Source organism: Pseudomonas sp. SJZ080 (genome assembly GCF_007828295.1).
Classification (GTDB): domain Bacteria; phylum Pseudomonadota; class Gammaproteobacteria; order Pseudomonadales; family Pseudomonadaceae; genus Aquipseudomonas; species Aquipseudomonas migulae_A.
Genome location: NZ_VIUK01000014.1, coordinates 105,382 through 117,819, shown reverse-complemented (window position 1 = coordinate 117,819; position 12,438 = coordinate 105,382). Strand labels below are relative to the sequence as shown.

At 62.1% G+C, this 12,438-nt stretch carries 8 protein-coding genes; 1 reads left to right on the top strand and 7 read right to left on the bottom strand.

From position 1 onward, the window contains the following. Positions 1–83: 83 nt before the first annotated feature. From FBY04_RS19120 to pvdM, 4 genes are all read right to left on the bottom strand, one after another. A complete protein-coding gene (locus FBY04_RS19120) occupies positions 84–1,733 on the bottom strand; it encodes a cyclic peptide export ABC transporter (protein ID WP_145316244.1) in 1,650 nt (549 codons plus the stop codon). Between the two features lie 105 nt (positions 1,734–1,838). Then, positions 1,839–2,756: a formylglycine-generating enzyme family protein gene (locus tag FBY04_RS19115; protein ID WP_145316242.1), complete on the bottom strand. Its 918-nt coding sequence runs from the start codon at positions 2,754–2,756 to the stop codon at positions 1,839–1,841. Positions 2,757–2,785: 29 nt separating this feature from the next. Beyond that, entirely contained in the window at positions 2,786–4,066 is a 1,281-nt protein-coding gene (locus FBY04_RS19110) for an aminotransferase class V-fold PLP-dependent enzyme (protein ID WP_145316240.1), read from the bottom strand. Positions 4,067–4,094: 28 nt separating this feature from the next. Beyond that, on the bottom strand, positions 4,095–5,444 hold the full coding sequence (pvdM, locus tag FBY04_RS19105) for a pyoverdine-tailoring dipeptidase-like protein PvdM (RefSeq protein ID WP_145316238.1): 1,350 nt from the start codon (positions 5,442–5,444) through the stop codon (positions 4,095–4,097). A gap of 280 nt (positions 5,445–5,724) precedes the next feature. Between pvdM and FBY04_RS19100 the strand changes: the two genes are divergently transcribed. Beyond that, positions 5,725–7,353: a PvdJ/PvdD/PvdP-like protein gene (locus FBY04_RS19100; protein ID WP_145316237.1), complete on the top strand. Its 1,629-nt coding sequence runs from the start codon at positions 5,725–5,727 to the stop codon at positions 7,351–7,353. A 118-nt stretch (positions 7,354–7,471) separates the two neighbouring features. Here the strand turns inward: FBY04_RS19100 and FBY04_RS19095 are convergent, their stop codons facing one another. The 3 genes from FBY04_RS19095 to FBY04_RS19085 are packed head-to-tail and all read right to left on the bottom strand — an operon-like array spanning position 7,472 to position 12,020. After that, positions 7,472–8,866: an efflux transporter outer membrane subunit gene (locus tag FBY04_RS19095; protein ID WP_145316235.1), complete on the bottom strand. Its 1,395-nt coding sequence runs from the start codon at positions 8,864–8,866 to the stop codon at positions 7,472–7,474. 7 nt (positions 8,867–8,873) lie between these two features. Next, the gene (locus tag FBY04_RS19090) at positions 8,874–10,847 is read right to left on the bottom strand and encodes a MacB family efflux pump subunit (protein ID WP_084321032.1); all 1,974 of its coding nucleotides are present in this window, start codon (positions 10,845–10,847) and stop codon (positions 8,874–8,876) included. After that, the gene (locus FBY04_RS19085; protein ID WP_084321031.1) at positions 10,848–12,020 is read right to left on the bottom strand and encodes an efflux RND transporter periplasmic adaptor subunit; all 1,173 of its coding nucleotides are present in this window, start codon (positions 12,018–12,020) and stop codon (positions 10,848–10,850) included. Between the last annotated feature and the right edge of the window lie 418 nt (positions 12,021–12,438).

Genomic DNA, 12,438 nt, shown 5'->3' with positions numbered 1-12,438 from the left:
GATAATTATTATTAGACGCGTCACTTCGACGAAACCGGAAAACAAACCCCGAAAAAATCGTCGAGTGATGGGTGTTGCTGCTCTCAGGCGGTTGCCCGCTCGGTCACCACGCGGCCCGATTCCATGCGCACCAGCTGATCGGCCATGTCGAAATAGCGATCGTCGTGGGAGATGACGATGATGGTTTTGCCCAGGCGCTTGAGGTCTGGAAGCAGCTCGGTGTAGAAGATCCGGCGGAAGGTCGGGTCCTGGTCGGCCGCCCATTCGTCGAACACCAGCACCGGCCGTTCTTCCAGCCAGGCATTGACCAATGCCAGGCGTTTACGCTGGCCGGTGGACAGGTCGGTGGTGGTGAAACTGCCGTTCTTGACGCTGACCTTGTGCGCGATTTCCAGGCGTTGCAGGTAGGTGTTGGCGTCTTCGGGAATGTGCTGATCGCCCTGCACCACGTCATCGAAGAGGTAGTAGTCGGCAAAAATCGTGGTGAACAGTTGGCGATAGTCGTCACGGCTCTGCGCATCGACACCTTCGCCGTTGAGCAGGATTGCGCCTTGCTGCGGCGCATAAAGCCCCAGCAACAACTTGATCAGCGTGGTCTTGCCGCAGCCGTTTTCGCCGACGATGAAAATGATGTCGCCCTGTTCGATGGTCAGGTTCACCGGCCCCAGGCGGAATGCTTCGCTGCCCGGTGCGGCGGGGAAGGCATAGCTGACGTTGTCCAGTTGCAGGCTGTTGACCACGGCCGGTTTTTTACCGGTGTCGTTGAGCAGCAGATGCGGCTCGGGCGAGGAGAACTGGCTCGACAGTTCGGCGATGCGGCGGAAGGCAATCCGCGCCCGGCTGACCACCGGCAGGGTGCCGACCAGATGCTCGATGGGGCCTTTCATGTACAGCAGCACCAGGACGAAGCCGCTCATCACCGACTTGTCGGCGCTGGGCCAGAACGATTGCAGGGCCAACGCCAGGCCGATGACCACGAAGAACAGCATCGACCCCAGCGTCTTGGCGATCACGAAGGTATTAATCGAACGCACCTGGGTGTTGCAGATGAAGTCCGCCGTGCCCTGGATACCCGACGTGAACATGCGCTGGCGGCGCGGACGGTGGATGCGCAGTTCCTTGGCGCCGCCGGCGATGGCGTTGTAGTGCTTCTGCAATTCGTCTTCGGCGTCACGGGCGGCCATGAAGCCCTTGATACCCTTGCCTTGTGCATAGAACTGGATGCCGGTGCCGATGGCGATCGCCAGCACCATCATCAGGAACATCGGCCACGACAACAGCGCCAGGTAGCCCATGCAGCCGAGGGTCACGGTCAGGGAAATGGCCAGCGGCGCGAAGGCGAATGCGAAGTCGCTGATGGTGTCGACGTCATGGGTCAGCACCGGAATCAGGCGGTGGCTGCGGTAGCGTTCGATCTGTTCGATGGGCGCCGACAGCACCTTTTCACCCAGCTCTTTGCGCAGCTTGGCAATGATGTGCTGGCCGACGTAGTTGGTGCCGATGTCCGAGCAGATCGAACTCGCCAGGGCCAACAGGCAAAGGCCGCCGAACAGGGCGACCACGCCTTGGGTCAGGCCACTTTCCGAATGCAGGGCATTGTTGATTGTGGCCAGCAGCACCGTCACGCTCAGACCGCCCACCATGCCCAGAATGATCGACAGGCTGACCACCAGCCGGAACGGTTTCAGGAGGGTGAACAATTCATGAATTGCACCGCGCGTAGGCTGGGTCATGAGCAGAGAGTTCCTTTGGGTCGTGAGGCAGATACCCAATAGGACGTGTGGTCAGGTGTTTAATTTAGACGGCCACCGACTGGCGGCGGCCGCAGGGGAAGGGCATCAGCCATTGGGAGGCAGATCGCGCACCACGCGAAAACCGATCCAGTCGCCACGGGTTTGCGGATAAATGTTGTTGCGGTTGCCGGAGCGCGAGAACACCGGTGCTTCGCCCCAGTCGTTGCCGCGAATCTGCAGGGCTTCGCAGTTGGGTTCGACCCAGGCGCTGCCGTCGGTGGGGGCGCCGACGTAATCGGTGTGCTCGCAGTCGGCGATCCACTCGTAGACGTTGCCGTGCATGTCGTACATGCCGAAGGCGTTGGGCGGGAAGCTCCCGACGGGGGAGGTGTAGCTGTAGCCGTCGGTTGGCCCGTACGTATTGGCATGGGTGGCGATGCTGTACTCGGTACCCTCATCGAAGGGGAACGGGAACGGTCCCGTTGAGCCGGCACGGGCGGCGTATTCGCGCTGGGCCTCGCTGACGATGTGGTAGTGCTGGCCGGTCTTGATCGACAGCCACGCGACATACGCGCTGACCTCGGCAAAGTTCATGCACACCGCCGGCTGACGCGGGCCCTGTGGATAACGTGGCTTGCTGTTGATGCACTCGCGACCGGGGCGGGTGTCGCCGTCGGGAAGGGTGATCCCGGTTTCCTTCATGTATTGGTCCCATTCACCGGCGGTGATCTGGTAACGGCTCATGGCGAACGGCTTGGCGAACGTCACTTCGTGCATCGGGCCTTCATCGGGCTCGCGACCGACTTCACCTTCCGGCGTGCCCATGGTGAAGGTCCCGGCGGGCAGCACCACCATTTCCGGGCAGTTGCGGCAATCCTTGAACACCTTGCCCGGCAGCGGCGCGTTGGAAGCCTGGGCAGCGGCAGGCAGCGCACCGCCGAGCAGCGCCAGCAGGGTCAGTGCACCGAGATGTTTGAGTGACGTTCGGGGTCGAAGCCCGAGTCTGTGCAGGAGGTTTTTCATGAGCGTTCTCGCTAAAGGGAATCGGTGTGTCAGAGCTTGCTGGCCAACAGCGCCATGACGCGGTCGATGTGCGCCTCGGTGTTGAGCAGGCCCGGGGACAGGCGAATGATCGGGCCGACATCACGGTCGACGGCGTCGCAGACAACGCGCTGGTCCATCAGGAAATTGGCGACTTCCTCGCAGTCCCGGTTCTTGATGCGGAAGAAGGTGAAACCGGCGGAATACTCGGGCGACAACGGCGTGACGAGCTCCACCGACGGGTGCTCCTGCAAGCACTTTTTCAGGTAGCTGTTGATCTCGTGAATGCGCGCCTGAACCTCGGCCTTGCCCAGGTCCAGATGCAATTTGAACGCTTCGGTCAGCGCCCAGCGGTGTTCAAACGAGTGATAGCCGCCGTAGGTCATCACGGTCGAAAAGGTGGTCGCTTCGGAGAACGTCGGAATGGTCGGCGTGATGTCCTTCATCTCGTCGGAGCGCGCGCAGATGATCCCGGTACCCCGTGGACCGAACATCCACTTGTGGGTGCCGGCGATGAAGTAGTCGCACTGCATGTCCGGGAAATCGAGGTTTTCCACGCCGAAACCGTGGACGCCATCGACCACATAAAGGATGCGATTGTTTTCCTCACGGTCGCGGTTTTTCTCGGCGACCAGTTTGCCGATCTCGCCAATTGGCAATTTCACGCCGCTGCCGGAATGCACCCAGGTCATGCCGAGCACACGGGTCTCGGGCCGAATGTTGCGGGCAATCGAGGCCAGTATTTCATCGGTCGACACCTTGTACGGGTCTTCGAACAATTTGATTTTGCGAACCTGGGTGCCGTCCTTTTGCGTGCGGAATTCAAACACGCTGTTGGCGGCGTAGTGCTCATGTTCGCTGGTGAGGATTTCCTGATCCGGGCGCACATGGATGCCGGCGTAAATCATTGCCAGGCCTTCGGTGGTGCTGCCGGTCAGGGCAATCTGCGAGGGTTTGGCTTTCAGGTAACGGCCGGCCCACACGCGGACTTCTTCTTCGCGGCGTTCGGTTTCTCCACGATGCCAGTCCATGGCCAGGCCCGGGTTACGGTCGAGGTTGGCGCGGTGCATCTCGATGGCCTCGCGCACGGGCCGTGGGTGCGAAGTCACCAGAAAGTTGGCGAAGTGCAGGTAATCGGGGTCCTGATTGAACAACTGGCGAAATTGCGCCCATTTGTCTTTGGGCAGCGGCGCGGGCGTGGCGGCCAGCGCCGGCAGGCTGACCGCGGAACTCAGGGGGATGCCGGCCGCGATAACGCCAGCCTGTTTGAGGAAGGTACGACGGTTGGTCATGAGTTCGGTTCGCTTGGCAAAGTGACGATCAGTGTTTGACGACAGGCCGGGAGGACTTCTGTACCTGGTCCCAGACCCGCAGGAAATTGCCGCCCCAGAGCTTGGCAATGTCGGCTTCGGTGTAGCCTCGGCTGATCAGTTCGGCGGTGACGTTGCGTGCCTCGCTCACGTCTTTCCAGCCGTTCAGGCCGCCACCGTCGTTGAAGTCGGAGCTGATGCCGACGTGGTCGATGCCGATTTTCTTCACCGCATAGTCGATGGCGTCGCCGTAATCCTTGAGAGTGGCTTTCGGTTCTTCATCGAGGATGCCGTAGAGCTGGCTGGCGTAGTCGCCGAAGCGTTGTTCCGACCACACGGTGATCACCGGGTCGCCCGGCATCAGTGCCATCTCCAGGCCTTGCAGCGGTTGCAGGTCGAAACGCGCACGCAGGGCGTTGAGTTTGTCCAGGGTGGCCTGGCTCAGGGGCTTGATGTAGGTTGGGAAACCGACGATCTGCACCACGCCGCCGCTGTGCTTGATCAGCTGCATTTCCTGGTCACTGAGGTTGCGCGGGATGTCCACCAGCGCCCGTGGCGCTGAATGCGAGGCGACCATCGGCGCGCGGCTCAACTGGCTGACTTGTTCCAGGGCCTTGGTCGACATTTGCGACACGTCGATGATCACGCCGAGGTCGTTCAGGCGATGCACCGCTTGCTTGCCCAGCTCCGACAGACCGCCCAGCGCATCACGGGAATCATTGAAAAACGGCAACGGCCGGGACGAATCGGCCCAGGCGTTGTTGCCCACATAACTGAAGCCGAACATGCGCATTCCGCGGGCGGCCCATTTGTCCAGGGCGTTGACGTCGTTACCCAGCGGGTAGGCGTTGAGCATGCTGATGAACACGGCGAACTTGCCCTCGCCATGCAGGCGCCGGAAATCGTCCGGGGTGTAGGCAATGGCGACCTGATTGGGGAAGTCGCGCACCAGGGTGCTGATGATTTTGTAGCGGGTTTCCTGCTCGTGGCGGGCTTCGTCGATGAACCCGGCGGTGGGGCGGTGCGGGGCGTTGTCGCCGTTCCAGATTTCGGGCCAGCCGAAAATGGTCAGTGCCGCGCCGGACAGGCGACCACGTGCGGCCTTGACCAGATCGAACTGGCCGCTGCCGTCCTTGTCGGCCTCGTTTTCGGCGGTGCCGAAATCCATCGGCACGGTGATGTGGCTGTCGAACGAGAGGATGCGCTCTTGCAGTTCATCGGCCTGTTTCATCACCGCGACCGGGTAGCCGGGGTTGTCCTTGAACCAGTAATCCCAGGCCGCAAACCCTGCCGCGCCAGCGATGGCCAGCGCCAGGGGCAGGCCAATGAAAAGAGCCTTTTTCGAACGAGGTTTTGTCATTGCCATCTCAGTCAGGTTCGCCGTCGAGGGTGCAGGCGCGGGGGCCTTTGCTATCTGGGAAGAACGAGCGGCCGGGTGAGAAATTTAGTGATGGTGATCCACTGTAGGAGCGAGCTTGCTCGCGATGGACGTAAACGATTACACGAGTTTTCTGGATGAACGCGGCGCTTTTGAGTCCATCGCGAGCAAGCTCGCTCCTACAGAAAGCTTCTAAATTTTTCGGGGCAACGAACGTTCTAGCTTGGATAAAGCCTGCTCCATGGCTGACACAGGTAGGGCAATGACGATTTCTCGACGATGGTTCCTGGCGGGTCTGGCACTGACCGGCGCCGCCGTGCCTGCGGCGTATTACGGGCATCGCGAACTGACAAGACCGGACCCGACGATTACCCCCGGCGAAGCCACATTTGACGTCGCGGATGTGGCTGGACAGCGTCTGGCCACTACGCTGCAAGGCGTCTGGAACATTCGTTTCGAAGGCCGTGACGCCGGGCTCGACGGCTTGCCTCGCGAGGGGCTGCAAGTGTTGCTCGACGTCGGTCACAAGGGCCGTGGGCTCAATGGCTTTCTTGATACTTTTGATGCGCTGCGCGGCGAACCGACGCCGCGCTATCGCGTCCTCGGCGACCTGGCCGGCACGAACACCACCGAGTTGAGCTGGCGCCTGATCGATAGCCGATCCCCGACCGGGACGCCGGACTACGAATTCACCTTCAAGCTGGACGAAGTCTGGGCCGCCTTCGGCAATGCTGGCAGCGGCACCTTGAGCGGGCGCGTGTTGCGTCTGGATCGTCCGCTGGCCTTGACCGTTCAGGACCATCGTTTCGTCGCGGTCAAGCAAGTGTTCCCCGAGGCGCGCGAGCGCACAGGCCTGGGTCCGGCGTTGCTGGCGTGGCTGATTTCGCCCGAGCACCGCCTGTTCCATCAGCTCTGGCACGCTTCTCGAGACAAATGGCACACCTTGTCCGAAGACAAGCGCAACGCCCTGCGCGGTATCGGCTGGCAGCCGGGGCTTCGCGACAAAGAGCGCGATGCGCGCGGGCCGCGCAAGGATCGCAACGGCTCGGGCATCGACTTTTTCTTCATGCACCGCCATATGCTCGGCACCGCGCGCTCCTTGCAGGATTTGCCGTCCTGGCAGCAGTTTCCGTTGCCGCAACCGGAGCTGGTGCGCGATCGCCAGGGCTTTGCCCGTTACTTCGACAACCACGACGGCACCGCACTGCCACCGGCCTGGCGCGCCGAAGATGATGACGAGTATTCGCAGTGGGTTGCCGATCTCAAGACTGCCGAGACTTACCACAGCAATTTTCAGGTCTGGGAATCGCGCTACCGTGACCCGCGTTACTTGTCGAAATTGACTTTGGGGCAGTTCGGTTCCGAGGTCGAACTTGGCCTGCATGACTGGCTGCACATGCGCTGGGCATCGGTGCCCCGCGACCCGTCCAACGGGCAGCCTGTGCCGTTTGCCCGCGACACGACGGACTTCTCCGCGCGTTGGTTCGCAGCGGAAAACGACTTCCTTGGCGACCCGTTTTCCTCCCACGTGAACCCGGTGTTCTGGCATTTCCATGGCTGGATCGATGACCGTCTCGAAGACTGGTTCCGTGCGCACGAGCGCTTTCATCCGGGGGAAGTCAGTCGGCTGGAGGTCAATGGTGTGCCATGGTTTGCGCCCGGTCGCTGGGTCGAGATCGACGATCCGTGGCTTGGCCCGAGCACCCACGGCTGCAACACCACGCCGGGGTTGCAGGCAGGCAAGTCGGTGGAAATGGACCCGGAAACCATGAAACTGGCGCTGCGGATTACCTTTGGTGAAGACGAGAAGAAGCTGGAGGATCTGTTCCGCAAAGTACCGCAACGGCCGTGGTATGCGCGGAATCTGAAGGCCAAGCCGATGACCAGTTAATCAGGGGAACTGCGTTATCTTTCTTCGCGAGCAAGCCCGCTCCCACAATGGACCTGTGCATGCAGGGCTAATGTGGGCGCGGGCTTGCTCGCGAAGGCAGCCTGACAGACACCGCAATCTATAAAACCTGCCACCCACCCCCAAGCGCCTTGTACAACGCAACACTCGCCTGCAACCTCGCCAGACGCAGCTGCACATTCAAATCCTGCGCGGCATACAGCGTGCGCTGGGTTTCCAGCACCGTCAGCAAATCCTCGGCCCCAGCCTGATAGCGGCTTTGTGCAATGTCGAAAGCCGTTTGCGCCTGGTTCAACTCTTCACTCTGCCATTGGCGCTGGGCGTCCAGTCCGCGAATACCGGTCAGGGCTTTTTCCACGTCGGCAAAGCCGTTGATGATTGCGCCACGGTAGGTTTCCAGCAGTTCTTCCTGACGGGCCGTGGCTTTGTCGCGTTCGGCGCCGAGACGGCCGTTGTTGAAAATCGGCGCGACCAATCCGGCGGTGAGGTTGTAGAACGGGCTGCGCAGCACATCGTTGAAGGTATCGGCGCCAGAACCGATCTGGGCGCTCAAGGTCACTGTGGGCAGCATTTTCGCCCGGGCCACGGTCACATCGGCGTGTGCGGCTGCCAACTGCGCTTCGGCGCGAGCGATGTCCGGGCGGCGGTTGAGCAAGTCGCTGGGCACGCCCGCGCCGATGGCCGGCCAATTGAGCTGGTCGAAGCGCTGATCGTCGAGCTTCAACTCCTGAACCGGACGGCCGAGGAGGGCCGCGAGGGTGATTCGCGCTTCGTCGGCTTGTTGCTGCACCAGCGGCAGCTGCCGTTGTTGCGCGGCCACCAGGCTCTTTTGCTGGGCCAACTCCAGGGCGGTGGCCGAGCCTGAGTCGAAGCGGGTTTGTACCAGGCTCAAGACCTTTTGCGCGTTCGCCAGATTGAGCTGCGCGATACGCTGCTGCTCTTGCAGCGACAGGGCTTGCGCATAGGTGCTGGCGACAGCGCTGAGCAGCGTCAATTCCACCGTGTCGCGATCGAATTCACTGGCCCGCAGGCTGAATTGCGCACTGTCGCGGGAGGCGCGCTGGCCGCCCCAGAAATCGATTTCATAACTGGCGCTGAGGCTGGCGTCGAAGTAATCCACGGCCTTGTTGCTGTCGTCGGCGTCCAGTTGGCTGTAGCCGTTGCCGCGCATCAGCTTCTGGCGATTGGCGTTCCCTGCGGCCTTCACTTCCGGTAACAGCGAGCCGCCGGCGATCACGGTGGTGGCCTGGGCTTGGCGCACCCGGGCCAGTGCGGCCGCCAGGTCATAACTGCCGACGCGGGCCTGTTCAATCAGTTGATCGAGCTGCGGGCTGCCAAAGTGCGTCCACCACCGGGCGTTGCTCAACACGGCGTTTTCACTGTGCGCCGACTGCCAGGCGGGCGGCGGCTGCAGGCCGCTGTCCTGACGCGGGTCCGGGCTGGCGCACGCACTGAGCAACACGCAGAGGGTCAACAGGCTGAGTGGCGCTTTCATAGATCGATCATTCACTGGTAAGGGCCGTGACCGGGTCGAGCCGGGCAGCTTTGCGAGCCGGCATGAAGCCGAAGACAACACCGGTGACCAAGGCGCAGCCGAAGGCACCGAGTACCGCTATCAAAGAAAACGCGACCGCGACTTCGCTGAGGATCAGCACGCCGCCGACGATCAACGCGAGGGCAATGCCGGCGAGGCCGCCGACCACCGAAAGCATCACCGCTTCGGTGAGGAACTGGCGCAGGATGTCGCGCTGTCGGGCGCCGGTGGCCATGCGGATGCCGATCTCGCGGGTGCGTTCGCGCACGGTCATGAGCATGATGTTCATCACGCCAATCCCGCCCACCAGCAGCGAAATCGCGGCGATCGAACCGAGCATCAGCGACAGGGTATTTTGCGTGCGTGCTTCGGCCTGGATCATTGCTGCGTTGTTGGTCAGCTCGAAATCCTTCTTGCCGTCGTGCAGGCGCAACATCAGCTGTTCGATGGCCATTTCTGTTTCTTTGACCTTGCGCGCATCAGCTGCCGCAATGGCCACGTATTCGGGGTTGTGAGTGCCGAACAGCCGGACGCTGGCGGCGGAATACGGGATGGCGATGCGGTCGTCGCTGTCGGTGTCGCCGGAGCTGGCACCTTTTTCCGCGAGCACGCCGACCACCTGGAATGGCACGTTTTCGATCAGGATGTATTGGCCGATCGGGTTGGCCACGTCCTTGAGCAGTTTGGTCCGCACCTTGTGGCCGATCACCGCGACAGCCGCTGCGTTGCGTTCATCGTCCTGGGTGAAATAGCTGCCTTCCACCACGGGCCAATTGAAGATCGCCGGGAAGTTGGTGTCGTTGCCGCCGACGTAGCTCAAGTGGTCGAGGTTGCCGAAGCGCACCCCGGCTTCCTCGCCGTTGACCGGCATGATGCGCGTCACCTGCGGCAGGCTGCCCACCGCCGCGACGTCATCGAGGGTGATGATGCCCGGCGGCGTTCGCGGGTTCGGGGCCGAGCCACTGAGGTAAATGATGTTCGAGCCGAACGCGCCCATTTGCGCCATCACCTGACGCTTGCTGCCCTCGCCAACGGCCAGCATCACCACCACTGATGCGACGCCGATGATGATCCCGAGCAGCGTCAGGGCGGTGCGGAACTTGTTGATCCACATCACCCGCCACGCGGCATGCACGGCGTCCACCAGTTCGCCTTTCCAGGCCCCGGTGGCTTCAGCGCCTTCGCTCAGGCGCTTGCGCAGATCGACCGCTTGCAGGGCGCCGGGGTTGGCCGAGGTTTGCACGTCCGGGTTGTCATGGGCGCTGTCGCTGATGATCAACCCGTCGCGGATTTCGATGATGCGTTTGGCCCGGGCCGCTACTTCGCGGTCGTGGGTGATGAGGATGACCACGTGGCCCTGGCTCGCCAGTTCATCGAGCAGGGTCATGACCTCGGCGCCGCTGTGGCTGTCGAGGGCGCCGGTAGGTTCGTCGGCGAGGATGATGTGGCCGCCGTTCATCAAGGCACGGGCGATGGAGACGCGTTGCTGTTGGCCGCCGGAGAGTTGATGCGGGCGGTTGCCGGTGCGCGAGGCCAGGCCGAGGCGGTCGAGCAGGGCGGCGGCGCGGGCGTGGCGTTCGGCGGCCGGCAAGCCTGCGTAGATCGCCGGCATCTCGACGTTTTCCTGGGCCGAGCCGGACGGGATCAGGTGGTAGCCCTGGAACACAAAGCCAAAGGCTTCGCGACGCAGCCAGGCCAGTTCGTCGCTGTCGAGTGCGGCGACGTTTTCCCCGGCGAAACGGTATTCGCCCGAGGTCGGGCGGTCGAGGCAGCCGAGGATATTCATCAGCGTCGATTTGCCGGAACCGGAGGCGCCGACAATCGCCACGAATTCACCGGCATGGATCGACAGGTCGATGCCGCGCAACACGTGAACCTGTGGTGAATCGCCGCCGCCGTAGGATTTGCGGATGTCCTGCAGGTCGATCAGGGGCGTCAGCATTCAGCCGCCACTCCCGTCGGCCGGGCCGATCAACAGGTGATCGCCTTCCTGCAGGCCGTCAAGGATTTGCACCCGCAGGCGATCGCTTATCCCCGTACGCACCTCGCGTTGCTCGATAGCACCGTTTTTGGCCACGACCCGAGCGGTCTGGATGTTCGGTTGCGTACCGCCTTGCAACGCGGCGACGGGCGCGGTGAGCACGCCTTTTGCCTGGTCGGAAACGAAGAACACCTGGGTGGTCATTTCCGCCATCAGCGCGTTATCAGCGTTGTCGACGTCGAGCAACACGGTGTACAGCACCACGCGGGCGCTGCCGCTTTTGCTCGAGCTGGCCGGGCTGCCGCCGCCCTGGCTGGTCTGGTCCAACGGCTTGGGCGGCACCGGCAGAATTTGCCGCACGGTGCTGCTCCAGCGACGCTTGCCGCCGCTGAGTGTGGTGAACCAGGCGGTCATGCCGGGTTTGACGTGACCGATGTCGGCTTCCGAGACTTCGGCCCAGACGGTCATCGGCGACAACTTGGCGATGCGCAGGATCAACGGCGTTTGCTGTTGCGCATTCAGGGTCTGGCCTTCACGGGCATCGAGTGCAACAACGGTGCCGGACATCGGTGCGTAAATGCGCGTGTAGCCGAGCTCGGCCTGATCGCTGCGCAGGCTGGCCTGGGCCTGGCGGATCTGCGCCTGGAACATGTCGATGCGCGCCTGGGTGGCGCGCAGTTCTGCCTGGGCGGTTTGCACGTCTTCTTCGCGGGTGGCACCGCCGGCCTTGAGGTTCTGCTGACGCTGGAATTTTTGCCGGGCCAGTTCGTGTTGCGCCCGCTGTTCCTCGAGTTGGGCCTTGAGGTTTTCAATCGAGAATCGCCCGGCGTCGAGTTTGGCCTGTTGCGTAGACGGATCGATTTCCACCAGCAACTGGCCTTCCTTGATCACATCACCGACGTCCACATGGATCTTCTGGATCTGCCCGGACGCCTGCGCACCGACGTCCACGTAGCGTCGAGGTTGCAGGGTGCCGAGGGCCGTGACGCTGCTTTCGATGTCGCCGCGGCTGACTTGCACAGTGGCGAATTTGTCGCGGCCGGGCGGGATGACCTGCCAGGCAGCCACAGCGATAACGGGGATCAGGCAAAGCGCTACAAGCAGGGCGCGTCGGGTCTGTCGGGGACGTTTCATGCAGGGTTCCGGCCAATGGATATCGGCCCGTCGCTCAGCCTGCGCACGAAATTCGGCAACAGTTGAACGCTGTCGGGAAGCCGACAGAGACGGGGAGCTGTCCTGTAAACGAGGGACGCGGCGAGGAATTTAGCCCTCGACACAAGCCGACACAATCACATTGCGGGAGCGGCTGGGATCATATTCACAACACAAAACGTTGTAGGAGCCGGCTTGCTGGCGATGGACGAAAGTGCGCCGCGTTGATTCAGGCAGAACGCGTTATCGCTAACGACCATCGCCAGCAAGCCGGCTCCTGCAGGGGATCGGGTGCATAAAATAGCCGGTTGCAAGCAGGGAGTATTAAACAGATCGAAGACTATTTATCGGGCAAATTGAAGCAATACTTTAAATCTATATGAGAATTACTATAAATTAC